Raw genomic sequence first — 25,143 nt, 5'->3', positions numbered from 1 at the left:
TCGTCTGTCTGGCCGCCGTGCGAGTGCCCGCGCTGCCGTCAGCGGGCAGGTGACCCTGCCTTGAGTCGTGCGCTGGAACCAACGAAAGGAAGGAAAGCCGATGGGTAGCCATGGAAAGCCACCAGCCCCGAACCCCCAGCCGAAGGAGCCGTCGCCGAGTGACAGCGACAGTCAGCACCCGGATGTGTCGAAGCCGGGTGGCGGGACGCACCGCAAATGACCCTCGATGAACTGCGCGTCCAGGCCGCCGAGATCATCGGCGGCCTGGACGGGTTTCCTGAGCCCTGGATGCGTGACACCTTCCTCAAGGTGCCGCGCCACGCGTTCGTGCCCGACACCGTATGGGTCTGGCGGGAGGACGCTTACCGACCGCTTCACGCCGCCGACGAGCCGGACACGTGGGCCACGTTGGTGTACGACCCGCTGCACTCCCTCATCACGCAAGTGGATGACGGGCGCGTCGGCGGAATGGGCGCGGACGCGCGAGGAGTCCTGCCCACCAGCTCGATCAGCGCCCCGAACGCGGTGTTCACCATGCTTGCCGCCGCCGATGTGCGTTCCGGCATGAAGGTGCTCGAAATCGGCACCGGCACCGGCTACAACGCCGCGCTGCTCTGCGAGCGGGCCGGGGAGGCGAACGTCGTATCGGTGGAAGTGGATGCGGGGCTGGCAGAGGGAGCCGTTCGGCGGCTGGGCGAGGCCGGATACCTGCCGTGGGTGGTGGCGGGCGACGGGGAGTGTGGCTGGGCGGATGGGGCACCGTACGACCGTGTGTTGTGCACGGCGTCACTGCACCGCGTTCCGTTCGCGTGGGTGGAACAGACCCGGCCTGGTGGTCTGATCGTCACCCCGTGGAAGACGACGCTGCAGCCTCACGGGATGGCCTGCCTGCGGGTGTCGGAGGACGGCGGCTCCGCGAGCGGACACTTCGGGTGCCCGATGTCCTTCATGGATCTACGGGGTCAGCGGCGGCCGGAGTTCCCGCTCAAGGACGTGTACACCGCCGAATCCTGGGACGAGAGCCGCGATAGCCGTACCGACCTCGACCTGTCGTTCCTGGACGACAACTTTCACGCACGGTTCGCGTTGGGCCTCCGGCTTCCCGGTGTGCATGCCGACTGGGAGGGCGACGCGTGGTGGTTCGCCACGGCCGACTCGTGGGCGTACGTACGCGACGGAGGCGTCCAGCAATGGGGCCCGCGAGACCTCTTCGTCGAGGTGGAGGGCGCGTACCAGTGGTGGCGGGCGGCCGGGCAGCCGGAGCTGTACGAGTTCGGGCTCACGGTGACCGCTGACCAGCAGGTGGCATGGCACGCGGACCTGGATCGTGGCCATCAGTGGGAGCTGCCCGGCTGAAGTGGCGGTGGCCCGACCAGGACACGCACGCCGACGCCACGGCGGGTCCGTGTCTCGTATCCACTGCAAAGTCGCCCGCGGTTCAGGGGTCAGGCGGCGTGGAACTCCCCGCGCTTGACGGCCTGCACGAACGAGGTCCAGGTTGCAGACTCGAAGACCAGGGCCGGGCCCTCGGGGTTCTTGCTGTCGCGGAGCGGGACTATGCCCGGTATGCCGTCGACGACCTCAACGCATGACCCTGTCTGGGTGCTGCTGTAGCTGGACTTGCGCCACACAGCCGTGCTCAGGTCCGGGGTGGTTGGCATGAGTCGCAGACCTCCAGGACAGCTCGGATCAGCCTCGCAGATTTGGGTGACTGTCGCACTCCTGTTCTCATCGTGAAGGTGGCTGGTGTCGATGCCCTCTTCGGGCGCCGGGCGCCGGGCGCCGGGCGCCCGGCGTCGGCCGACGGTGGGAGCTGCCACCGCCCGCCAAATTGACCCATGGAATCGACGCCTGAATGAACCATCCAATGGGTCTTTCGGCGACCTAGCTTTGTTGGTGTCAAGGGGACAACCGCCACAAGCAGCACCCAGGAGCCACCATGAGCAGCAGCAACGCCCCCACCACCGCCACCGAGCCCACCGCCCCCGTCCTCGTCCGCGCCAAGCAGGCCGAGACGCTTCAGGATGGTGCCACCAGCCTGATCACGCTGCTCGCCGACGCGGGCGTGACCGGTGGGGCGCTCACCGCGAACAAGGCGACCTTTGAGAAGGGGTCGCCCGGGGCTCCGGCGCACTTTCACACCAGGGCCACCGAGATGTTCTTCGTGCTCGACGGGACGATGCGCATCCTGGTGGGCGACGAGGTGCACATCCTCGGCAAGGGCGACTTCCTGACCGTGCCGCCGACCGTCCCGCACGCGTTCGCGCCGGCGGCGGACAGCACCGCGGAGCTGCTGGTGGTGTTCACGCCGGGGCTGCACCGCTTCGACTACTACCGGCTGTTGGAGCGCGTGTACCGCGGCGAGGCGAGTGTGCGGGAGATTCGCGAGAGCTCCGAGACGTACGACAACCACTACTTCGAGAGCCCCGTGTGGCAGAACGAGCTCGCCGGGCGCCGTACGGCGAACTGAGCCGGCCGGGAGCCACGGCTCCACCACCTACCGCCGCCACTCCACCCCTCCCCTCGCGCCGAAAGCAGGCTTTGCCATGCCCTCGACCAGTACCCCCATGCCCCCGCCACCCCGGCGGCTCGGCCTCACCCTCGCCCTTCTGGCCTTCGCCCAGCTGATCATCTCGATCGACTACAACATCGTGTACGTCGCCCTCCCCGAGATCGGGTCCGGTCTCGGCTTCTCGGCGGCCGAGCTCCAGTGGGTCATCAGCGGGTACGCCGTCGCCTTCGGTGGCTTCCTGCTGCTGGGCGGCCGGGCGAGCGATCTGTTCGGGCCGCGCCGGATGTTCGCGCTGGGGCTCGGCCTCTACGCGGTCGCGTCGCTGCTCGGCGGGCTGGCCGGGACGCCGGGGCTGCTGGTCGCGGCCCGCGCCGTACAAGGGGTTGGCGGGGCGTTTCTCTTCCCCGCGACGCTGACGCTCGTCTCGACGAGTTTCCCTGAAGGGCGGGAGCGCAACCGGGCGTTCGCGGTGTGGGGGACGGCGGGTGGCAGCGGTCTGATTCTCGGTTCGCTGCTGGGCGGTGTGCTCACCGACGCGTTCGGCTGGGCCTCGGTGTTCTTCGTGAACGTGCCGCTCGCGGGCCTGGCGGCCGGCCTCGCGTCCGTACTGATAGCCCCGGACGGCGCCCCGCGCGCCCGCGGCCGTTCCTTCGACCTCGCCGGGGCGCTGACCTCCACGGTCGCGGTCACCGCTGTCGTGTTCGCGTTGGTGCAGGGCCCCGAGTCGGGCTGGACCTCACCGGCCGTGCTGGGTTCGGCGGCCGCGGGCGCGGTGCTGCTGGCCGTGTTCGTCGCGGTCGAGCTGCGCAGTGCGGATCCGCTGCTGCCGCCGCGGCTGTTCGCCAACCGGAATCTGAGTGTCGGGACCGTGGTCACCTTCTTGTACATGGGTACGTTCGGCACGCTGATGTACTTCCTGACCGGCTACTTCCAGGGCGTACACGGCTACGACGCGCTGTCCGCCGGGCTGGCGTGCCTGGTCCCCATGGTCGCGATCGCGGTCGGATCGCAGACCGCCGGCCGCCTGGCGACGCGGTACGGCATCCGCGCGGTGCTGATCGCGGCGCTGGTGGTCGGCGCGGTGGGCACGGTGGTGGTCGGGGTCTCGATGTCCGTTGACGCCTCGTACCTCGCCCTCGTCCCCGGACTGGTGGTCATGGGGCTGGGCCAGGGCGCGGGCTACACCCTGATGTTCGGGGCCGCCGCCCTCGGGGTGGCGGCCGAGGAGCAGGGCATCGCGTCGGGCGTCGCGTCGACCAGCCAGCAGGTCGGCGGCGCGGTGGGGCTCGCGCTGCTGGTCGCGGTCGCCAACGCGGGCCTCGACGGGCAGCGGGGCGAGGCGCTGCGCGCGGCCACCACGGACGGGTTGCGTACGGCGGTCTTCGTAGCGGCGGCGGGGATCGCGGTCACTGCTCTGGTGGCGCTGGGGCTGCGTCGGCCCGTGTCCGAGCGGGTGTCCGAGCGGGTGGCCGAGCGCGCCACTGAGGTCGTCGACTCCCGGCCCGTCGCCGCCCGTGTCTGACGTGGTGGCGGTTGTAGATACGGCGCCTGCCACCCACACGGGGTGGCGGGCGCCGCCGTCGTCGCCTACAGGCGCGGTCGCGGATCTGAGACTGTCTCATTTCCGATGCCTACTTCTTGTATCACGTTGATCACTGTGCGCTAGTCTCTCCGGGGAGATCAAGGGGGGCCGATGCAGTTCGAGCAGCGTATGTTCGCTCGCCTGAAGTTCTTGGAGCTGATGGCTGAGTTATGTGAGACGGCGTTTGAGGACTTTTTCCACCGGTTGATGTGTGCGCGTTATTCGGACTTTCTCGACGTGCGCACCCACGGCAACCTCGGTGATCAAGGCGCCGATGGCCTATCGCTGTACGAGCGCAAGCTGTACGCCTGCTACGCGCCGCAGACGGTGGACGTCGCAGAGGTGAAGCGGAAACTGGCGTCGGACCTGGTCAAGGCGTTGAAGAACAGATCCGGACAGTTCGATACCTTTGTATTCGTCCACAATGACCGGCGTGGCATGCATCCCCAGATCGCGACGCTGCTGTCCGGCACTGACGCGGAGCATCCGGACGTAAAGTTCGAGCAGATGGGCACGCGTCGTCTGTGGTACGAGTTCATGCGCCTCGACCATGAAGTGGCCGAGGAGGTACTTCGTTGCCAGATCCCGATCCAGCCGGTCATTCACGGAGTGGGCATGGATGATCTGGCGCCCCTGCTGAAGCACCTGCGGGATCAGCGGGTCGCGGCGGACCCTTTGATGCCGTTGCCGGACGTGGAGCCGGGCAAGCTCGATTTCAACCGGTTACATGGCGATGCCCGGCAGGATCTGGTGCGAGGCATGCGCCACAGCCACCTCGTGGATGCCTTCTACGAAGGGGGTATCCGCGCAATGGAACACGACGAGGTGGCGCAGGGCTTCCGGCTGTACTACCAGCAGGTCCGGCAGGAGTGGACCGAGCCCGAAGATGTGCTGTGGCAGCTGGAGATGTACGTACTCGGCAACGGCAATCAGCAGCCGCGAGTGCAGCGGGCGGCCTGGGTGATATTGGCGCACTTCTTCGAGCGCTGCGACATCTTCGAGGCGCCTCCACCCGGATGGGCCGGCTCCGGCATCGGGGTGTCGGCGTGATCACGCCGACCAAAGGCATCGCACCCGACCGGTGCTTGCTGGCCGTGGGAGCTCAGGTGTTGCTTCAGCTGGACGAGCCGCGCTCGGTTAGCCAGGCATGGGCCCGGTTGAAGATGTGGCGGGCCGAGCATGGGCATTACGCACCGGTATCGTTCGCCTGGTTTGTACTGGCTCTTGATGTGCTGTACAGCATGGGCGCGGTGGAGTTGCGCCGGGATGTTCTCGTAGCGAGGAGTGCCGATGCTGCAGCGCTTGAACGCTGATCACCCCGGATTCAAGACCGCGACCTTCACCCCGGGAATGAACCTTGTCGTGGCGGACACCACGGCCGTGTCCTCGGATACCGACAGCCGCAACAGCGCCGGTAAATCCAGCCTCATCGAGCTGACCCATTTCCTGCTCGGATCGCGGGCCGACAAGCGGTCGCTGGTCACGAAGAAGGCTTTACGGAACATCACATTCAACCTGCGGATGACGTGGCCCGGCGTCGGCGATCTGCAAGTCTGGCGTAGCGGCGGTCGTCCCGGCATGGTCCGCATCACACCGGATATCACCGCCCATGACGAGAGCGGAATCTTCGAGCTCGATCTCGGCGCACCTGTTGAGCTGAGTACCGAGCGATGGACCCGGCTGATCGAGCGGGACCTGTTCAATCTGCGCGAGGAACATCCTGGAGTCAGCGGCCGGACGATGCTGTCGTTCCTGGCCCGTCGGGTGGCCGCACATGGTTTCAACGAAGCCACCCGCACCTTTTCCCGCCAGGCCGAGGCCGACGCCACCACCAACCTCGCGTACATGCTGGGGCTGGACTGGCAGCTGGCCGACGGCTACCGGCAGCTCGCCGCCCGCAAGGCCACGCGCACACAGTTGCGCAAGGCCATCAACGATCCGGTATGGGGACGCATCGTCGGTTCGCCTGCCGACTTGCGCGGGCAGATCACCCTGGCGCAGGCGCAGGTTGAGCGGCTTCAGGCCCAAATTGCGGACTTCCAGGTGGTGCCCGAATACGAACGGGTCAAGGAAGAGGCGGACGGCATCGCCCGTCGTATCAAGCAACTCACCCAGGATGATGTGATCGACCAGAGCAACCTGGAGGAACTGCGCCAGGCTGTCACCGAAGCCACCGACGTTGAGGTGCATTACCTGGAACCCGTCTACCAGGAACTCGGAGTCGTCCTCAGCGACCAGGTTCGCCGTCGATTCGAGGAGGTGCAAACCTTCCACCAGTCCGTGGTGCGTAACCGTCGGCGCTTTCTCGACGCGGAGATCACCGACCTCAGCGCGCGCCTGGAAGCGCGGCGCACCGAGCGGGCTCGACTCGGTGAGGAACAGTCCCGGTTGTTGCGCGTTCTCAATGACGGTGGTGCGCTGGAGGCGTTGACCGCGCTGCAACAGGCTCTGGCCCGTGAACAGGCCGCGCTGGAGGCTTTGCGGCACCGCTACGAAGCCGCACAGACGTTGGAAGCCAGTGCCCGGCAAATCACTGCCCAGCGCTTGCAGCTACAGCAGGCTGTCACCACCGACCTGGACGAGCGGGCTGAGCAGACCGCGGAGGCGACGCTGTTGTTCTCCCAATACGCGCAGCGTCTGTACGGCGAAGGACGCGAGGCCTATCTCGCGATTGAAGCCGGGCCCAGCAGCTTGCAGATCAGGCCCCATATCCACAGCGATGACAGCCGTGGCATCGGCAACATGGTCATCTTCTGCTTCGACCTCACCCTCGCCGTCCTCGCTCATCGTCACGGCCGTGGCCCTGATTTCCTCATCCACGACAGCCATCTCTTCGACGGAGTCGACGACCGGCAACTCACGGCCGCCCTCACCCTGGCCGCCGACATCACCCGTGACGAAGGCATGCAATACATCGCCACCATGAACAGCGATGACCTCGACAAAGCCGTCCGCCGCGACTTCGACCCCACGCCGTACCTGCGTGAACCACGCCTGAGTGACGATCTCGACAACGGTGGTCTGTTCGGCTTCCGCTTCTAGGACTGATACGGCTTCGAACGGCCCGGCCTGCACGAACGAGGTCCGCGCTGACATGCCCGTCCTGTGGATCGCCATGACCGCCGTGGCCCTCGTCCATGTGGCGGGACGGCGCACCCATGGCTGGCCTCAGTGGGTCGGCGCGGGGTTCGCCGCCGTGGGCGCGGGCTTGTACGGCTCACTGCCGATGTGACGGGGCGCCGCCCGCTGAGAGCGTGAGCCGAGCGATGCTCTCAGTCCACCGTGCGGTCCAGCAGCCAGCCCACCAGGGCGCGTACGGCCCCGGAGACCGCGGCGGCGGCGAGGGCGAGGAGCGGGCGGGGGGTGGGGTGGTTCGCGGGTGGCATGGGGAGGGTCCTTTCCGTGCGGCCGGTCGGTTCGCCGGGTACGTTCACCTTGCGTGGGGCGCCGGGTGTTGCGGCAGGTCTCACGCGTTGCCGGTCGCCGCAACAGGGGGAGGGTGTGCGTGGAGGACGACGAGGAGGTCCGTGGGGAGTTGGTGCCGTGGGCGGGCGACGGCGGGCGGGTCGGGGACCTCAAGCCGATACCCGGGCATGTGGAGCCGCCCTGCGCGGAGTTGGCGGCGGGGCTGCGGGGTCTGTTCGGGGCGGTCGGGGTGTCCCTGCGGGTGTTCGCGCTGCGGGTGCACTGCGACCCGGGCACCGTCTCGCGCTATCTGAACGGGACCGTGGTCGCCCCGGCCGAGTTCGTGGACACGCTGCTGACCCACGCCGCCAAGGCCACCGGGCGGCCGTCCTCGTCCGAGGTCATCGCCCATGTGCACGGTCTGCAACGGCGGGCGTTGCAGGCCACCAACAGGTCCCGTTGGGAGCTGCAGAACCTGCGTGACCAGCTCGCCGACGCCGACCGGCGGCGCCAGCACGCCGAGGTACGGGCGGAGGCGCTGACCGAGGCGTTGCAGGCGCGGAAACAGCGGATCGCGGAGATGGAGCTGGAGCAGCGGCAGCTCGCGGTGTCGATGTCGGTCGGGCGCGACGGTCGCGGCGCGGAGGTGGAGCTGCTGCGGGGTGAGCAGGAGCGGTTACGCGGTGAACGGGACCGGCTGAAGGAGGAGGTCGCCCGGCTGCAGGGCGAGCTGGAGCAGGCGCGGCGGCAGGCGCTGGAGGCCGAGCGGCGGTGCGAGGAGCTGGAGCACCAGCTGCAGACGGGGGAGGAGGCCGCGGCCGAGCAGGTCGAGGCCGAGGACCCTGTGGCGCACCGGCTGTGGCTGGCGGAGGAGCAGGCCATCGCCGCGGAGGAGCGGGCCCGGCGGCTGGAGTGGGAGCTCGACCGGATGCGGGGCGGAGCGGCCGGCGCGGCATCGGCCCAGGCCCAGGACCCGCATCCGTTCTCGGACACGCGTCAGTTCTCGGGCTCGGGCCCGGACTCGGGCCAGGTGGTGGTGGGAAACCACGGGGACGCTGTGTACGTGCACCAGTCGCCGCCTCCTGGCTCGCCCGGCGGCCTGCCCGGTCATCTGCCCGTCACTGTGACATACGCGGGGCCCAACCGCCCTTGGGCCGCCTGGGTCGCCCAGCGCCTGGAGGCGTCCGGCGTCGCCCGGGAAGAGGTCACCATCCGGCGCTGGGATCCCGCGGCCGAGCCGTCCCTGGATCTGGACCGCGCGGTGAGCGAACTGCTCACCGACGACGCCTTCCACCTGTTGTTGCTGAGCGAGCACTTCTTCGCCGTCGACTCGGCCCGTACCGGGGAGGAGTGGGAGGCGGCGCTGGGGAGCGCGGGCGTACGCCGACGCGCGGACCGGATCGCCGCGTTCGTCGTCAGTGGTCACCCGCTGCCGGTGGTTGTCGCCCGGCTGGGGGCCGTCGGGCTGCTGGGGGTCGACGAGGAGGAGTGCGAGTGGCGGCTGTTGCGCGCGCTCGGGGTGAGCGCGGCCCCGGCCAGGGCGAACGGTGGTCGGCAGCGGTCCAGGCTGCCCGGGGATCCGCCCGAGCTGTGGGATGGCGTGCCCCGCCGCAACCCCGGTTTCACCGGCCGGGACCTGCTCCTGGAACGGATCAACGACTTTCTGCGGAGCGCCCCCGCCGAGGCCGCGGTGTGCGCGCTCGTCGGGTTGCCGGGCATTGGCAAGACCCAGCTGGCCACCGAGTACGCGTATCGCTTCGGCGCCGAGTACGACGTGGTGTGGTGGGCCGCGGCGCATGAGCGCTCGGCGCTGGAGGAGCGGCTGGGTGGCCATCTGGCCGACCTCGGCAAGGACGTTCAGGGGTACTCCGCGTCCGCCCGGGCCGGGGCCGCGCTGGACAATCTGCGCCGGGGCGTGCCGTCCGACCGCTGGCTGCTCGTGCTCGACGGGGCCGACACCCCGGAGGCCGTCGCCGATCTGCTGCCGGGCGGGCGCGGCCATGTGCTGATCACCTCGCAGAACCGCGGCTGGGCCGACCATTACGTCGAGCTGCTGGACGTGCCGCCGTTCGGCCGCGACGAGAGCGTGGCGTTCGTACGGGCCCGCGCCCCACGGCTGGGCCGCGAGGAGGCCGGCGCGCTCGCCGCCGCCGTGGAGGACCTGCCGCTGCCGCTCGACCAGACCGCGGGCTGGCTGCACGGCTCGACCATGCCCGCCGAGGAGTACATCCGTCGGCTGCGCGAGGGCGGGCCGGTGCCCGTGAAGTCCGGGGCGGCGTACCCGGCGCCGTACGCCTCCGCGTACAAGGAGCTCATCCGGCGGCTGCAGGCGCACTCACAGCTGGCGGCCGATCTGTTGCAGCTGTGCGCGGTCTTCGGGCCGGGCCCGGTGCCGCTCGCGCTGCTGCGGGCCGTTCCGGGGAAGCTGGTCTCCCCGGCGGTGGCATCGCTGCTGGAGGACCCCACCCACTTCGAGGTCACCGTCGCCAGGCTGGTGCAGCGCTCCGTGGTCCGGCGGGAGGCGGAGGTGCTGCGGCTGCACCGCTTCGTCTGTGACGCGGTGCGCAGAAGGAGGCCGGAGGACCGCCGGGACAAGGACGCCCAGGTCATCCGTCATGCCCTTGCCGCGGCGCACCCGGGACAGCCCGAGGCCCCTGCCACCTGGCCCCGCTACGCCGAGCTGGTGCCGTATCTCGAACTGTCCGGCGGGCAGCTGGGCCTCGACTGTCTGACGTATCTGACGCTCAGGGGCGATTACGCGACGGCCCTGCGCCTCGTCGACAAGGTCACCGATGCGCCCGCTCCGGACAGGGAGCTCATCCTGCGCTGCGGTGCCCTGCTGCGGGCGACCGGGAACTACGCCCGGGCCGAGCGGCTGGACCGGGGGGTCCTGGATGAGTCTGACGAGGCCGGCTCGCCCGCCGCGATGAACGCGCTCTCTGCCGACCTGCGGGGCCTGGGTCGCTACGCCGAGGCGTACGAGCTCTGCCAGCGACAGGCGGACCTCTCCCCGCCGCCCAAGGACAGCCCGGACCACCTACGCGCTCGGGCCGAACTGGCCGCCTCGCTGAGGGCGCTCGGCCATTACCAGTCGGCGCTGGACGTGGACGAGCTGGTCCTGGAGCGCCGGAGAGCGACCCTGGGGAGCGACCATCTCGACACGCTGGCCTCCGAGACGGCCTACGGATGGGACCTGCTGCTGATGGGCCGCTACGCGGATGCGCTGGACCACCAGTCCCGCAGCGTCGAGCGGCATAACGCATCCGTGGGGAGCGAGACCCCGCACACGTTGTCGGCCGAGGGCGCTCTGGCGGTGTGCCGGCTCAAGTGCGGTGAGGCGGAATCGGGCACGGCCATGCTCGCCGTGACGCTGGACCGCGCGCGGCGGCTGTTGGGCGAGGACGCGCCGCTGTCCTTGCTGACCGCCTCCCACTACTCGTGTGCGCTGCTGAAGCAGAGGGGCCGCCTCGATGAGGCGATAGCGCTCGATGACTTCGTCACGGACGCCTATCGGGCGAGCCTGGGCGCCCTGCATCCGTATGCCATCGGGGCATCGGCGAACCAGGGGCTCGTGTTGCTGAAACGGGGCGTTCCCGATTACGCGCGGTCGGTACTGGAGAAGGCCCTGACCGATATGACCGCCGCACTTGGTGAGCAACACCCCTGGACGCTCGGGATCGTCGTCAACACCGCCGCCGCCTGCCACAGCTTGGGCGCTTGGACAGACGCCTGTGCGCTGAGTCGGGAGGCCGCGCTGCGGGCCGAACAGACACTGGGTCAGCGGCATCCGCTGACTTTGGCGGCGCGGCTCGCGCTCGCTGCCGATCTGGGCGAGATCAAGGGCGGGCGGGACGAGGCGTGGACGATCAAGCAGGCGGCCATCGGGGCGCTGGAGGCCCAGTTGGGGCCGAAGCACCCCCAGGTGCTGGCGGCCTGGCAGCGGAACCGCCCGCTGTGGAACTTCGAGCCGCTGCCCATCTGAACAGCCGGAAGGCCCGGCCCCCGCATCGAGCGGGAGCCGGGCCTTCCGTACAGCTACAGCTGACAGCTACCGGCGTCAGATCTCGAAGACCTCGCTGACCAGTGCCTGCTGCTCCGCCTGGTGCCGCTTGTTCGACCCCACCGCCGGGGAGGAGGAGTGCGGCCGGGACACCCGGACGAGCCGCTCGGAGGCCGGCAGGTCCGCGCCCACCGAGAGCTCCAGGTGGTCGATCAGGTTGAGCGCGACGAACGGCCACGCACCCTGGTTCGCCGGCTCCTCCTGCGCCCAGACGAACTTCTGGACGCCGGAGTACTTGGCGATCTCGGCCTGGAGCTCTGCACCCGGCAGCGGGTACAGGCGCTCCAGCCGGATGATGGCCGTGTCCGTCAGACCGCGCTTGTCCCGCTCGGCGGCCAGGTCGTAGTAGACCTTGCCCGAGGTGAAGACGACCTTGCGGACCGCGGCCCGGTCGACCGTCTCGTCGCCGATGACCGGGCGGAAGGAGCCGTTGAGGAACTCCTCGGTCTTCGAGGCCGCCGCCTTCAGACGCAGCATCGACTTCGGGGTGAAGACGACCAGCGGCTTGTGGTGCGGGTTGTGGACCTGCCAGCGCAGCAGGTGGAAGTAGTTCGACGGCAGCGTCGGCGCGGCGACCGTCATGTTGTTCTGCCCGCACAGCTGGAGGAAGCGCTCGATACGGGCCGAGGAGTGGTCCGGGCCCTGGCCCTCGTAGCCGTGCGGGAGCAGCAGCGTGACGCCGGAGGTCTGGCCCCACTTCTGCTCGGCCGAGGAGATGAACTCGTCGACGATCGTCTGCGCGCCGTTGACGAAGTCACCGAACTGGGCCTCCCACATGACCAGCGCGTCCGGCCGGGCCAGCGAGTAGCCGTACTCGAAGCCCATCGCCGCGTACTCGCTGAGCAGCGAGTCGTAGACGTTGTAGCGGGCCTGGTCGTCGGTGAGGTAGAGCAGCGGGGTGTAGTCCTCGCCGGTCTCCCGGTCCACCAGCACCGCGTGGCGCTGGCCGAAGGTGCCGCGGCGGGAGTCCTGACCGGCCAGGCGGACGGGGGTGCCCTCCATCAGCAGCGAGCCGATGGCGAGGGTCTCGCCCATGCCCCAGTCGATCGTGTCGTCCTCGATCATCGCCGCGCGCCGCTGGAGCTGCGGGTACAGCCGCGGGTGGACGGTGATCCGGTCGGGGATGTTGACCTGGGACTCGGCGATCCGCTTGACGACCTCCTGGCTGACGGCCGTGGAGACCGCCACCGGGAACTCCGGCTGAGGCTCGGGGACCTCGGTCGGGGACGGGTGCGAGGTGGCGTCGCGGACCTCGGTGAAGACCTTCTCCAGCTGGCCCTGGAAGTCCTGAAGCGCCTGCTCGGCCTCTTCCAGGGTGATGTCGCCGCGACCGATGAGGGACTCGGTGTAGAGCTTGCGCACCGAGCGCTTCTTGTCGATCAGGTCGTACATCAGCGGCTGGGTGAAGCCGGGGTTGTCGGTCTCGTTGTGACCGCGGCGGCGGTAGCAGATGAGGTCGATCACCACGTCCTTGTTGAACGCCTGGCGGAACTCGAACGCGAGGCGCGCGACGCGCACCACGGCCTCCGGGTCGTCGCCGTTGACGTGGAAGATCGGCGCCTCGATCATGCGCGCGACGTCCGTGGCGTACATCGAGGAGCGGGACGCGGCCGGGGCGGCGGTGAAGCCGACCTGGTTGTTGATGACGATGTGCACGGTGCCGCCGGTGCGGTAGCCGCGCAGCTGCGACATGTTCAGGGTCTCGGCCACCACGCCCTGGCCCGCGAAGGCGGCGTCGCCGTGCAGGGCGACGGGCAGGACGGTGAAGTCGGTGCCGGCCTTGCCGATGATGTCCTGCTTGGCGCGGACGACGCCCTCCAGGACCGGGTCCACTGCCTCCAGGTGCGAGGGGTTGGCGGTCAGCGCGACCTTGATCTGCTCGCCGTCCAGGCCGGTGAAGGTGCCCTCGGCGCCCAGGTGGTACTTCACGTCGCCGGAGCCGTGCATCGACTTCGGGTCGAGGTTGCCCTCGAACTCGCGGAAGATCTGCGCGTACGACTTGCCGACGATGTTCGCGAGGACGTTCAGGCGGCCGCGGTGGGACATGCCGATGACGACCTCGTCCAGGCGCGACTCGGCGGCCGCGTCCAGCACCGCGTCCAGCAGCGGGATGACGGACTCGCCGCCCTCCAGCGAGAAGCGCTTCTGGCCGACGTACTTCGTCTGCAGGAAGGTCTCGAACGCCTCGGCCGCGTTCAGCCGGCGCAGGATCCGCAGCTGCTCCTCGCGCTCCGGCTTGGCGTGCGGGCGCTCCACGCGGTCCTGGATCCACTTGCGCTGCTTCGGGTCCTGGATGTGCATGAACTCGATGCCGGTGGTGCGGCAGTACGAGTCGCGCAGCACGCCCAGGATGTCGCGCAGGTTCATCATCGTCTTGCTGGCGAAGCCGCCGACCGCGAACTCGCGCTCCAGGTCCCACAGGGTGAGCCCGTGCTCGATGATGTCCAGGTCGGGGTGCTTGCGCTGGCGGTACTCCAGCGGGTCGGTGTCGGCCATGACGTGGCCGCGGACCCGGTAGGAGTGGATCAGGTCGAAGACGCGCGCGGCCTTGGTGACGTCGTCGTCGTGTGAGACGTCGATGTCGCGCAGCCAGCGGACCGGCTCGTACGGGATCCGCAGCGCCTTGAAGATCTCGTCGTAGAAGTCGTTCTCGCCGAGCAGTAGCTGGCTCATGATCCGCAGGAACTCGCCGGAGGCGGCGCCCTGGATCACCCGGTGGTCATAGGTGCTGGTCAGCGTCATGACCTTGGAGACGCCCAGCTTGTTCAGGGTGTCCTGCGACGTGCCCTGGAACTCGGCCGGGTAGTCCATGGCGCCGACGCCGATGATCACGCCCTGCCCGGGCATCAGCCGCGGCACGGAGTGCACGGTGCCGATGCCGCCCGGGTTGGTGAGGGAGGCCGTGACGCCGGTGAAGTCGTCCATCGTCAGCTTGTTCGCGCGGGCGCGGCGGACGATGTCCTCGTAGGCCTGCCAGAACTCGAAGAAGTTCAGCGTCTCGGCCTTCTTGATCGCCGCGACGACGAGCTGGCGGTCGCCGTTGGGCTTGACCAGGTCGATGGCGAGGCCGAGGTTGACGTGCTCGGGCTTGACCAGGGTCGGCTTGCCGTCCTTCTCGGTGAACGAGTGGTTCATCGAGGGCATCGCCTTCAGCGCCTGCACCATGGCGTAGCCGATCAGGTGCGTGAAGGACACCTTGCCGCCACGGGCGCGCTTGAGGTGGTTGTTGATGACGATGCGGTTGTCGAACAGCAGCTTGACCGGGACGGCGCGCACGGAGGTGGCCGTCGGCAGCTCGAGGCTGGCGTTCATGTTCTTCGCGACGGCGGCGGAGGGGCCGCGCAGCGTGACGTACTCCGGGCCGGCGGCCGCGGCGGCCGGCTCCGCGGCCTTCGCAGGCGCGGCCTTGGCGGGTGCGGCCTTCGCGGGCGCGGCCTTGGCCGGAGCGGCGGCGGCCGGGGCCGGAGCCGCGGGCTTCGCCGGGGCCGGAGCCGGTGCGGCCTGCTGGGCTGCGGGCGGCGCGGCCGGGGCGGCGGGCTTCACCGGAGCCGGTGCGGCACCGTTGCTCACCGGGGCCGGCGCGGCGGCACCGGTACCGGCCGCCCCCGCGGCTGCCGGGCCCGGCGGGGCAGCGGACTCGGCCACGGCGGAGCTGGTGTCCTGCCCCGGCTTGTAGTCGGCGAAGAAGTCCCACCAGGCTCGGTCGACCGAGTTCGGGTCCTGGAGGTACTGCTGATAGATCTCGTCGACGAGCCACTCGTTGGGGCCGAACGCGGCGGCAGGGTTACTCCCCTGACCGTCGTGCTGATCGGTCGAGACGCTCGAACTGTTGGGGGACTGTGGCGACACGGCGGCAACCGCCCTCTTCCGCTTCCTAAGGTGGTGGACAGCGGGAATAAAGGCTACGCCTCTCGGACCCTTACGTGCAGGCCGCACTGGTCATCGTCGCGCAAGTCACATTGATCGGCTGGTTTCGCGGCCTGAGGTGGCGGGAATCACCGCTGGTTCTGGCGCGAGACGGGAACGCTGAAATGCGCCCACACCCGCTCGGATGTGCGCGCCCCTCGACGTCTGTGCGCCTTCGTTGACGACTTTACGTCAATTTTGATCTCTGTGGAGTCTGGGTTCGCCCCTAGAGATCTGTCGCCCTAGAGATCTGTCGCCCTGGAGATCCGTCGCCCTGGAGATCTGCGGAGGGTCTGCGCCTCAGAGATCTCTGGGCTCTCTGGTGTGCGTCCCCGGCAGGCTGACCTTGATCCGGCAGCCCCGGGAGGACTCGGCCACGCCTATCCGCCCCCCGTGCAGATCCACCGCCCACCGCGCGATGGCGAGCCCCAGCCCCGTACCGCCGTCGCTGCCCTGCCCCGGCCCGCGCGGCGCCCCCGGCTTTCCGCCCTGAGCGGACGGGCCGCCCCGGTTGAAGCGCTCGAAGACCCGGTGGCGCTCGGCCTCCGGGATGCCCGGGCCCTCGTCCAGCACCTCGAGCTCCAGGCTCTCCGGGCCCTCGCCGCGGCGCGCCCGCACGGTGACGCGGCCGTGTGCCGGGGAGTGCTTCACGGCGTTGTCGATCAGATTCGCGACGACCTGGTGGAGCCGCTCCACGTCGGCGTGCGCGGCCAGATCGGACGGGAAGACGTCCAGGTTGAGATGGACGTCCTTGCGGGCGTGCGAGCCCGAGCTGCCATCCGCGTACGCGCCCTTGGCCATGCTGGTCTCCTTGAGGATCCCGGCCAGATACGGCCAGACCTCGAAGCGCCGCGCGTACAGCGGCACCACACCCTTGTCCAGCCGGGACAGGTCGAGCAGCTGCTCGACCAGCCGGCCCAGCCGCTCGGTCTGGCGCAGTGCGACGCGCATCGTCTCCGGGTCGGCCTCCGAGACCCCGTCCACGACGTTCTCCAGGACCGCGCGTAGCGCCGCGATCGGGGTGCGCAGCTCATGGGAGACGTTCGCGACCATCTCCTTGCGCTGGGTGTCCACCGCCTCCAGGTCGGCGGCCATCCGGTTGAAGGAGGTGGCCAGGGCGCCGAACTCGTCCCCCCGCTGGGCGGCGCTCACCCGGCGGGTGTAGTCGCCGTGCGCCATCGCCTGGGTGACCTCGGTCATCTCGTCCAGCGGGGCGGTCAGGCCGTGCGCCACGAACTGGGTGATCAGCAGCGAGGCGATGATCGAGAAGATGGTGATGATGCGCAGCTCGGTGTCGGAGTGCATCGCGGCGAACACCAGCAGCGTGGTGATGATCACCGAGCCGATGACCAGCGCGCCGAGCGCGGCCTTCACCGACCGGTACGGGTCGAAGGGCTTCAGCGCCTCCCACAGCCGGTCCCACAGCCTGTCCCACTGGCGGCTCCAGGCGGCGCGCCAGGTCTCGCGCCAGGCGGCGCGCCAGGTCTCGCGGCTCCAGACGGCCGTCCGGCGGCCGGGCGGCCTCATGTCGTCGGGGTCTCCAAGGCGTACCCCACGCCGTGCACCGTACGGATCCGCTCCGCGCCGATCTTCCGGCGCAACGCCTTGATGTGGCTGTCCACGGTCCGGGTGCCCGAGGCGTCCGCCCAGTCCCAGACCTCCGCGAGCAGCTGCTCCCGGGAGAGCACCGCGCGCGGCGTGTTGGCCAGGCAGACCAGCAGATCGAACTCGGTCGGGGTGAGGTGCACATCCGCGCCGCGCACCCGCACCCGGCGCTGCGCGTGGTCGATCTCCAGCTCGCCCAGGCGCAGAATGCCGCTGCGCGGGGTGTGCGCGGCCGCTGTCGCCCGCTCGACGCGTCTGAGCAGCACATGCACCCGCGCGGCCAGTTCGCGCATGGAGAACGGCTTGGTCATGTAGTCGTCGGCGCCGACGCCCAGGCCCACCAGCATGTCGGTCTCGTCGTCGCGCGCGGTGAGCATCAGCACCGGCACCGGGCGCGTGGCCTGCACCCGGCGGCAGACCTCCAGGCCGTCGAACCCGGGCAGCATCACGTCGAGCACCAACAGGTCCGGCTGCCACGCCTGGGCCGTATCGACGGCCGCCGGGCCGTCCCCGGCCGTCTGCACCTGGAACCCCTCGGCGCGCAGCCGGGCCGCGATGGCGTCCACTATGGTCGGGTCGTCCTCGACGACCAGGACCCGGCGCTGTGCCCCCGGGGTGGTCGTGGCGGCACCGTTGTGGCTGCTGTGAGTCTGCTCCATGCGCCCGCCCCTGCTTTGTTCCGTGAAACCGCGGCTCCCGGCTGGTCAATTGCCCGGCCGCGCGCGCTGGCAAGCAGCGTAAAGGCAGCCTACGCGGCTCGGCTACGCGCCTCGAATCGCGAGGTGAACCACGTCCGGGACACCTCGGGCAACACTGATCTCTTCGGTCCGCACCCGCGTGAAACCGGCATTCCGGAGAGCTTCCTCGAAGGCGGGTGAGGGCTGGGCGGACCATACGGCGAGCACTCCACCAGGGGAGAGGCGCGCCCGACAGGCCGCGAGACCGGCGGGGGAGTAGAGGCTGTCGTTGTCCTCGGTGACCGTCCAGTCCGGGCCGTTGTCGATGTCCAGGCAGAGCGCGTCGTAGGGCGCGGATGCCGCGCCTGTGTGCGGGTGGGAGACGTCTGTGTGCAGGTGGGAGACCAGATCGGCCCGGATGACCTCGGTGCGCGGATCGGCGAGCGCGGCCGCGGAGATCCGCCCCAGCGGGCCGCCGCGGTGCCAGTCGATGACCGCCTCCTCGCGCTCCACCACCACGATCCGGCCCCACCGCGGCTCGGCCGCCGCCTCGGCCAGCGAGAACCCGACGCCCAGGCCGCCGATCAGCAGCGCGGGCGCCTGCCGGCCGGCGGGCAGCGCGTTCAGCGCGGCGCGGATCAGGAGGCGCTCGGAGCGGCCGTCGGAGGTGTCCATCAGAAAGCACCCGTTGGCGATGATCTCGAAGACGGGGGCCGGGGCGGCGGGGTCGCCCGTCCGGCTGTCCGTCCCGCCCCCGCCGCGCCGCCGCAGCACCACCTCGCCGTACGGGCCCTCACGGCGGTCGAGGGTCACGGGGCGGTCGGGTTCGGCGGCGGTGTCGTACGGCGGGTGCACGGGGCGCGGTCCTTCCGGGGGTGCTCGGGCTCCGGGCTGCTCGGCTCCGGGCTGCTCGGGCTCTGGGGCTGCTCGGGCGGGGCGTCTGCGGCGGGGCTCTCCGGCCCCCGCCCTTGCCCAAACCTACCGATCGGGGCCGAGCCCGCCCAGGGCGGCTGTGGCGGCGTTCACATCCGGGGGCCGCTGACATGAAGTCGGGCCCGGCCGTTGTTGTGATCAGAGGTGAGGAGAGCGGCGGGGGCGGCAAGAGGAAGGAGCCCCGGCGTGAGCGAGACGCGAGCGGCCGGTACCGCGGCCGGTGAACCGCGACGGGCAGCGCGCCCACCGAAGCGCTGCCGCACCACCACCGCGCGCCGCGCGGCCGCGGCCTCCCCCTCCGGCCCGGCGGCCCACTCCGGCCCGGCGGCCCCGGCCGCCGCCACCCCACAGCTTTCCCCGGCCCCGCGCGGCCGCGTCTCCGCGGCGAAGGGCCCTCCCGGGGCCGCCGCCCCGGCCGTCGGCGGCCCACCGGGCTCGGCGGGCACCGCGCCCTCGACCGGCGGCGGCGCGGCCGCGGAGGAGACGCTGATCGGGGGCGCCGCGGGGCCCGTCGGGTCTGCTGGGTCTGCCGCGTCTGCCGCGTCTGCCGGGTCTGCCGGGTCTGCCGCGTCTGCCGGGTCCGCTGGGTCCGCTGGGTCTGCCGGGCCTGCCGGGCCTGCCAAGTTCGCCGGGTCTGTTGGGCCCGCTGGGTTCGCTGGGTTCGCTGGGTCTGCCGGGCCTGCCGGGCCTGCCAAGTTCGCCGGGTCTGTTGGGCCCGCTGGGTTCGCTGGGTTCGCTGGGTCTGCCGGGCCTGCCGGGCCTGCCAAGTTCGCCGGGTCTGTTGGGCCCGCCGAGCCCGCAGGGCCCCCTGGGCCCGCGGGGCCCGAGGCAGGCACCGGCGGGGCCGCCGCGGTGGGTGCCGTAGGCGCCGTGGGTGTTACGGCCCGTGCCGCGCGGGCGGCGCGTGGCGCCGCCGCGGTGGACGGGGCCGCTCCCGCGGTGGACGGAGAAGCCCCCGCCGCGGACAGGGCCGCCCCCGCGAGTAGCGCCGTGCGGGGCGTGCGGGCCGTGCGGGGCGTACGGGTCGCGCGTCCGGGGCGGGCATCTGGCCTTGCCCGGATTGGGCGGGCCGTGTGGGTGGGGCGGGGGCGGGTTGTGGCCGGGCCGGCGCGGGCGCCGTTCACCTTCTGCTATGCCCTGGTCCTGGTCGCCACCGGGCTGTTCTCCCGCCTCGCGGACCCGGACCTCGTGCACGACGTGCTGGTCCGCTCCAGCACCGACGCCGCGAACCTCACGGATCGGCCGGTGCTGGTGCTGGTCGCCAGCGCGGTGTGGGTCGCGGGCGGGGTGCTGACGCCGTACATCGCCGCCTTCCTCGTCGTGGTCGGCGCGCTGGAGCGGCGGCTGGGCGGGTGGCGGACCGCCGGGGTCTTTCTGCTCGGGCACGTCCTGGCGACGCTGATGACCGAACTGCCCGTGGCCGCTTCCGTCGCCGCCGGGCACCTGCCCGACACCTCGCTGCGCCGGCTCGACTACGGCATCAGCTACGGGCTGCTCGCGTGCGTCGGCGCGCTCGCCGGGCTGCTGCTGCGGCCCTGGCTGCGCTGGACGCTGGTCGGCGGGATCGCGCTGGCGCTCGTCGCGGACCTGGTGGAGTTCACCGATCCGCTCACCGACTGGGGCCATCTGCTCGCCCTGGCGACCGGCGTCCTGTGCTGGCCGTACGTGCGGCGGGTCGTTCAGCGGCGCGAGCCGGGGCTCTCCGGACGGGCGCCGCGCAGCGCGTAGAGCGCCGTGCCCGCGGCGAACAGCGCCGCCGCCGTCCACCACGCCGCCGGCTCCGGGCCCGGCTGCACCGACCAGGCCCAGACCGCGCCGGGGCCGCCCGGCTCGGTCTGCCCGCTGATGTAGACCGCGCTGGTGTGCACCAGCATCGGCAGCCAGCTCAGCCGGGCGCCGATGAGCGCGGCCGCCAGGGCGGTGACCCCCACGGCGCCCAGGACGTTGCGGGCCATGGCGTACGCCCCGTACAACTGCGGCTCGCCCAGGACGGCCATCGCCAGCAGCCCCGCCGCCACCGCCGTGAGCAGCAGCAGTTGGCAGGCGCGCCGCGGCCACCAGGGGCGTACGGCGGTCCGGTCCAGCTCGTCGCTGTGGGTGTACAGGCTCGCCCCGATCGCGGCCGAGGCCAGCATCGGCGCGAGGATGACGACCGGCAGGCGGGCCCGTGGCCCGAGGCCGGACTCCGAGACGAGCCAGTCCGCGAACCAGGTGGTGGCGGGCGCGGCGGCGATCAGGATGGCGAAGGTCACGGGCAGGGCGCGCGAGCGGGCGTACAGCAGCAGGTTCGTGTTCACGGGGCCGTCACCCGCTCCAGGTGGCAGGAGCGCGCGGCGGCGAAGTAGGTGCCGAGCCAGCGCGTGCGCTCACGGTCGGGCATGGCCTCCAGCTTCGCCAGCGCGCGGGTGTAGCCCGGCGCGTCCTGGCCGATGGGCCGCTCGGGCCGGGGCATCGGCGCCAGCCATTCGGCGACGGCCTCGCTGAGGTCGTTGTAGCGCTCCTCGTCCGAGACGCCCGGGCAGGACGGCGCCGTCGCGCCGAGGGCGGCGTTGGCCGCGAACATCTCCGGCTCGGCGATGCGGTTGCGCCGGAAGTAGGAGTCCCAGCCGGACAGCGGCGCGTCGGTGCGGCGCACCCGGCGGTCGTCGCGGCTCTCGACGATGCGGGTGGGGGCGTTCGGCACGCCGCGCAGCTTCGCCGTCAGCCCGGCCAGCGCCGCGGACGCGTCCGGCAGCATCCGGCCGTGCACCCGCGTCGCGCACACGCGCGGCGCCCCGTCGTCGCAGACCAGTGTGGCGCTCGCCGGGTCCGGGCGCCACAGGCCGTTGCCCGTCTGCACGAGCAGGACGGCCGCGGTGGCCGCCGCGGCGAGCGGTGCGAGGGCCAGGGCGCGGGCGCGACGGCGGGCGGTGTAGGCCAGCAGCGCCGCGGCCGTCAGACCGGCCGTCCAGACCATCGAGACGGGCCCGAACCACCACACCGGCCGGTCCCAGGAGAAGACGTGCTCCTTGCCGGGGCTGAGCCAGGCGACGGGGGAGTCCTGGATGGCGATGAAGAGGGAGACGTTGTAGACGATGAGGGCCAGCACGGGCGGGGCCAGCCGCCACGGCAAGAGTCGGCCCACGAGGAACCCCAGCACGGCGATCGAGCCGATCGCCGTCGCGTCGGCCGCGATCAGCGAGACGTAGGGGCCGCCGCCGCTCGCGTACCGCCAGGTCACCGACAGGCACCCGGCAGCCGTGAGGAGATACCCGCCCACCGGCCACACCACGGTGGGCGCCGCGGTCAGCAGGATCTGCCGGAGGCGGGAGCGCGCGGCAGTGGCCAGCAGCTCTTCAGTCCCGCGCCGCCGTTCCCGCCCGCCCTGCCAGCACGCGGCCGCGGCCGCCAGTGGCGCGCCGAGCAGCAGCCCGGCCGTGCGCAGCATGTCGGTCGTGTCCGTCCAGCCGGTCAGCCAGCCGTCGGCCTTGGTGTACATGGTGAACAGGAGGACGGGCAGCATGGCCGCGCCCGCGGGCAGGCCGATGCCGCGGCGGAGCTCGGTGAGCAGGGGGTGCGCGGCGCGCGGGGGGTGGGCGGTGGTCTGGCTCATCGGGTCACCCCCACCCGGCGGCGGCGCCCGCGCCGGACCGGTGGCGCCGCAGCGCCACGGCGTACCCGCGCTCGATCGGGTTGTCGCCGAAGTCGTCCGCCTGCGCCTCCGCGCCGAGCGCGGCCAGCGCGTGCGGCGTGCCGCGGTAGGCCGGCCGGCCCGCGCCGATGACCGTGACCTCTGTACAGGCCGCGGCGACATCCTCGACCAGATGGGTGGAGACGATCACCGTCGCGTCACGCCCCAGCTCGCGCAGCAGCGCCCGGAAGTCCACCCGCTGCTCCGGGTCGAGACCGGCTGTCGGCTCGTCCAGAAGCAGCAGCTCCGGGTCGTTGACGATCGCCTGGGCGATGCCGACGCGCCGCACCATGCCGCCCGACAGGGTGCGGACCTTCGCGTCGATGCGGTCGGCGAGGCCGACCCGTGCCACGGCGCGCTCGACCGCGGCGGGGGCGGCGGCGCGCGGCATCTCCTTCAGCCAGGCCATGTAGGCGACGAACTCGCGCACCGTGAAGCCCGGGTAGTAGCCGAACTCCTGCGGCAGATAGCCGAGCCTGCGGCGCACGGCGGTGCGGTGCGCGGGCGCCGAGACATCGCCGCCGAGCAGCTCCACCCGCCCGGCGGTCGGCGGAGCGACCGTCGCGAGGACGCGGATCAGGGAGGTCTTGCCCGCGCCGTTGGGGCCGAGCAGGCCGTGGACGCCGGTACCGAAGGCGAGGTCGACGGCGTCGAGGGCGATGGTCCTGCGGTGCCGGACCGTCACCCCATGGACATGGACATGGACATGGGCGGAGACGGAATGGGCGGAGCCGGCGCTGTTCAAATGCGCTCCAGGTGGTCGAAGGAGGTACGGCGCAGGGCCAGCAGCCCCGCGCAGACGGCCGCCGCCGCTGCCCAGCAGCTCTGGGCGGCGGGGCCGGAGAGGACGGCGGTGAGGGAGTCGGTCAGGGCGTCGGCGAGAGAGCCGCGCTCGCCCTGGCCCGGCCCCGCGAGGAGCGCAGGGGCTCCGACGGCCAGCAGCCAGCCCGCGGTGACCGCACAGGTGGCGATCCGGCAGCCGACGTACGAGGCGAGGGCGAGCGCGGCGAGCGTGAGCGCGAGCCCGGGCAGCAGCCAGACCGAGGCCGCGGGCGCTCCGGCGGCTGCGGGCAGCAGCAGCCCGACGAGCGTCAGCAGCGGCACGCACACGGCGAGCACGGCCGCCGTGCGGGTCAGCAGCAGCCGCAGCCCGCCGGACGGCGTGGACGCGGTGAGCTCGTGCATCGGGTCGGCGTGCCGCCCGTACGAGACGGCCACCCCGGCCGACGGCAACACGGGCGCGAGCGCCAGCAGCAGTGGTCGCACCCCGGAGACCCCCGCAGCCCGCGCGGCCCCGGCCGCGAGGACCCCCGTCACGAGCAGCGCGACCAGCCACGGCCCCCGCACCGCGGGCCCCGCGGCCCACGCCGTCCACCCCCGGGGCCCGCGGCCGAACCGGAAGCCGCGCCGCGTGGCGGCCGGGCTGTCGGCGGGCGTGCGGGCGGCTACGTGCCCGCTCAAGGCCGCATCTCCTCGGCGGTCGATGTCGGCTGCGCTCGCGCTTGGCGGGGCGGCTTCCCCGTCGTGGCGGGTTGCGGCCAGGCCCGGGGCTGCCGCCCCGGCGCTCGGCCGCGCGGCGGCGCCGCCTGCCTCGGCGGTCGGGCTGTCGGCGGGCGTGCGGGCGGCAGTCGTCGCCCCGTTCACGGGCGCGCCTACCTGGCGGCCGGGGTCGGCCGCCGCGGCGGCTTCCCCGTCGTGGCGGGCTGCGACCGGTTCCGGGGCCGCCGCCCCGGCGCTCGGCCGCGCGGCGGCGCCCAGGGGCGCGCCTACCCGGCGGCCGTTGGCGGCCGCACCCGCGTCGCCGAAGGCGGCGGGGGCGGGCTCGGGGGCCGGGATCGGGGCGGTGTCCGCTTCCGTGAAGGCCAGGAGCGCCGCGCGGACGTCCGCCAGAGCGGGCGCCGCCGCGCCCGCGCGGACCGCCACCGAGACGCGCTCCGCGCAGGCCGTGCAGGTCTCGACGTGCTTCTCGACCGACCACGCGTCGGTCTCCGGCAGCGAGCCGTCGGCGTACGACGCCGCGTGTGCGGGCGTCACGTGCCAGGCGACGGCGGAGCCGCCGCGCTTCATCAGTCGCCGGGGCCTCATACGGTGCCTCCGAGAGCGTCCAGGAGGTGCGGGAGCGTGGTGCGTCGCTGGGTGAGGGCGGCGCGGAGTTCTCTTCGGGCGCGTTGGGCGCGGGTTTTGACGGTGCCTTCGGGGATGCCGAGGAGCTGCGCGGCCTCGCGGGTGGTGAGGCCGTCGACGACCGTGGCGCGCAGGACGGCGCGCAGTTCGGGGGAGAGGCGGTCGAGGGCGGCGCCGACGTCCCCGTACTCCAGCGCGTCGAGCGCCCGCTCCTCCGCGGAGGGGGCCGTGGCGCGGGCCGGGTCCGGCTGGTGGCGGGCGTGGGCGGCCTGGGCCCGGGCGGCGCGGGCGGCGGTGCGCTGGGCGTCGACGAGGCGGCGGGCCGCGATGGTCCACAGCCAGCCGCCCGCCTCACCGCCGCGGTGCGCGCCGGCCGTACGCCAGGCCGTGACGAAGGTGTCCTGGAGGACCTCCCGTACGGTCTCGGGGTCCTGGCAGCGGCGCGTGAGGCGCGCGTGCAGCCAGCCCGCGTGCCGGTCGTAGAGCGCGGCGAGCGCCTGCGCGTCTCCCCGCGCGACGGCTCGCAGCAACTCCCCGTCGCTCCGGTCTGGCCCCATGGGGCGGAACAGTTTCACGCCCCTCTATCGCTTACCGAAGGGGTGACGGTTCACGTTCCGCTGGCGCATGGCACGACGCATGATCGCTCAGAGCGAACAAGGGGTCGGGAAC

The 25,143-nt window shown here is 71.8% G+C and carries 19 protein-coding genes; 9 read left to right on the top strand and 10 right to left on the bottom strand.

Annotation, left to right across the window (positions count from 1 at the left end; translation table 11 throughout):
- Window positions 1-216: 216 nt before the first annotated feature.
- Complete coding sequence (locus ACWY4P_RS18440) at window positions 217-1,356, top strand: methyltransferase domain-containing protein (RefSeq protein ID WP_456211644.1); 1,140 nt, start codon at window positions 217-219, stop codon at window positions 1,354-1,356.
- Window positions 1,357-1,445: 89 nt separating this feature from the next.
- Here ACWY4P_RS18440 and ACWY4P_RS18435 read toward each other — a convergent pair whose 3' ends face one another.
- Window positions 1,446-1,661: a DUF397 domain-containing protein gene (locus ACWY4P_RS18435; protein WP_456211643.1), complete on the bottom strand. Its 216-nt coding sequence runs from the start codon at window positions 1,659-1,661 to the stop codon at window positions 1,446-1,448.
- A gap of 278 nt (window positions 1,662-1,939) precedes the next feature.
- Between ACWY4P_RS18435 and ACWY4P_RS18430 the strand changes: the two genes are divergently transcribed.
- From ACWY4P_RS18430 to fxsT, 7 genes are all read left to right on the top strand, one after another.
- Window positions 1,940-2,470, top strand: coding sequence for a cupin domain-containing protein (locus ACWY4P_RS18430; RefSeq protein WP_456211642.1), 531 nt, complete (start codon window positions 1,940-1,942; stop codon window positions 2,468-2,470).
- Window positions 2,471-2,546: 76 nt separating this feature from the next.
- Entirely contained in the window at window positions 2,547-4,034 is a 1,488-nt protein-coding gene (locus tag ACWY4P_RS18425; protein ID WP_456211641.1) for an MFS transporter, read from the top strand.
- Window positions 4,035-4,205: 171 nt separating this feature from the next.
- Window positions 4,206-5,144, top strand: coding sequence for an ABC-three component system protein (locus ACWY4P_RS18420; RefSeq protein ID WP_456211640.1), 939 nt, complete (start codon window positions 4,206-4,208; stop codon window positions 5,142-5,144).
- Window positions 5,141-5,407, top strand: a complete 267-nt coding sequence (locus ACWY4P_RS18415; RefSeq protein WP_456211639.1) for an ABC-three component system middle component 6 — start codon at window positions 5,141-5,143, stop codon at window positions 5,405-5,407. The genes ACWY4P_RS18420 and ACWY4P_RS18415 overlap by 4 nt, the downstream gene beginning before the upstream one ends.
- On the top strand, window positions 5,385-7,136 hold the full coding sequence (locus tag ACWY4P_RS18410; protein ID WP_456211638.1) for an ABC-three component system protein: 1,752 nt from the start codon (window positions 5,385-5,387) through the stop codon (window positions 7,134-7,136). Before ACWY4P_RS18415 ends, ACWY4P_RS18410 begins: the two co-directional genes overlap by 23 nt.
- Before the next feature lie 52 nt (window positions 7,137-7,188).
- Window positions 7,189-7,326 (top strand): hypothetical protein, encoded by a 138-nt coding sequence (locus tag ACWY4P_RS18405; RefSeq protein WP_456211637.1) that lies wholly within the window; start codon window positions 7,189-7,191, stop codon window positions 7,324-7,326.
- A 273-nt stretch (window positions 7,327-7,599) separates the two neighbouring features.
- On the top strand, window positions 7,600-11,481 hold the full coding sequence (gene fxsT, locus ACWY4P_RS18400) for an FxSxx-COOH system tetratricopeptide repeat protein (protein ID WP_456211636.1): 3,882 nt from the start codon (window positions 7,600-7,602) through the stop codon (window positions 11,479-11,481).
- A gap of 75 nt (window positions 11,482-11,556) precedes the next feature.
- Here fxsT and ACWY4P_RS18395 read toward each other — a convergent pair whose 3' ends face one another.
- The 4 genes from ACWY4P_RS18395 to ACWY4P_RS18380 form a co-directional block, all read right to left on the bottom strand.
- The gene (locus ACWY4P_RS18395) at window positions 11,557-15,408 is read right to left on the bottom strand and encodes a multifunctional oxoglutarate decarboxylase/oxoglutarate dehydrogenase thiamine pyrophosphate-binding subunit/dihydrolipoyllysine-residue succinyltransferase subunit (protein WP_456211635.1); all 3,852 of its coding nucleotides are present in this window, start codon (window positions 15,406-15,408) and stop codon (window positions 11,557-11,559) included.
- A gap of 357 nt (window positions 15,409-15,765) precedes the next feature.
- Entirely contained in the window at window positions 15,766-16,992 is a 1,227-nt protein-coding gene (locus tag ACWY4P_RS18390; RefSeq protein WP_456211634.1) for a sensor histidine kinase, read from the bottom strand.
- Window positions 16,989-17,729, bottom strand: a complete 741-nt coding sequence (locus ACWY4P_RS18385; RefSeq protein ID WP_456211633.1) for a response regulator transcription factor — start codon at window positions 17,727-17,729, stop codon at window positions 16,989-16,991. The genes ACWY4P_RS18390 and ACWY4P_RS18385 overlap by 4 nt, the downstream gene beginning before the upstream one ends.
- 102 nt (window positions 17,730-17,831) lie before the next feature.
- Window positions 17,832-18,602 (bottom strand): spermidine synthase, encoded by a 771-nt coding sequence (locus ACWY4P_RS18380; RefSeq protein WP_456211632.1) that lies wholly within the window; start codon window positions 18,600-18,602, stop codon window positions 17,832-17,834.
- Between the two features lie 948 nt (window positions 18,603-19,550).
- Here ACWY4P_RS18380 and ACWY4P_RS18375 point away from each other — a divergent pair.
- A complete protein-coding gene (locus tag ACWY4P_RS18375) occupies window positions 19,551-20,408 on the top strand; it encodes a rhomboid-like protein (protein ID WP_456211631.1) in 858 nt (285 codons plus the stop codon).
- On the opposite strand, the gene ACWY4P_RS18370 is transcribed toward ACWY4P_RS18375, so the two are convergent.
- The 5 genes from ACWY4P_RS18370 to ACWY4P_RS18350 are packed head-to-tail and all read right to left on the bottom strand — an operon-like array spanning window position 20,360 to window position 25,031.
- Window positions 20,360-20,977 carry a hypothetical protein gene (locus ACWY4P_RS18370; protein WP_456211630.1) on the bottom strand — a complete coding sequence of 206 codons (618 nt, stop codon included), beginning with the start codon at window positions 20,975-20,977 and terminating at the stop codon, window positions 20,360-20,362. The two genes, ACWY4P_RS18375 and ACWY4P_RS18370, sit on opposite strands and share 49 nt — an antisense overlap.
- Window positions 20,974-22,272: a hypothetical protein gene (locus tag ACWY4P_RS18365; RefSeq protein ID WP_456211629.1), complete on the bottom strand. Its 1,299-nt coding sequence runs from the start codon at window positions 22,270-22,272 to the stop codon at window positions 20,974-20,976. The genes ACWY4P_RS18370 and ACWY4P_RS18365 overlap by 4 nt, the downstream gene beginning before the upstream one ends.
- A 4-nt stretch (window positions 22,273-22,276) precedes the next feature.
- A complete protein-coding gene (locus tag ACWY4P_RS18360) occupies window positions 22,277-23,095 on the bottom strand; it encodes an ATP-binding cassette domain-containing protein (RefSeq protein ID WP_456211628.1) in 819 nt (272 codons plus the stop codon).
- The gene (locus ACWY4P_RS18355; RefSeq protein WP_456211627.1) at window positions 23,092-24,435 is read right to left on the bottom strand and encodes a zf-HC2 domain-containing protein; all 1,344 of its coding nucleotides are present in this window, start codon (window positions 24,433-24,435) and stop codon (window positions 23,092-23,094) included. Before ACWY4P_RS18355 ends, ACWY4P_RS18360 begins: the two co-directional genes overlap by 4 nt.
- On the bottom strand, window positions 24,432-25,031 hold the full coding sequence (locus tag ACWY4P_RS18350) for an RNA polymerase sigma factor (protein ID WP_456211626.1): 600 nt from the start codon (window positions 25,029-25,031) through the stop codon (window positions 24,432-24,434). Before ACWY4P_RS18350 ends, ACWY4P_RS18355 begins: the two co-directional genes overlap by 4 nt.
- Between the last annotated feature and the right edge of the window lie 112 nt (window positions 25,032-25,143).

The organism is Streptomyces sp. LZ34, assembly GCF_053890475.1.
This window is presented reverse-complemented; position numbering and strand designations above follow the sequence as displayed.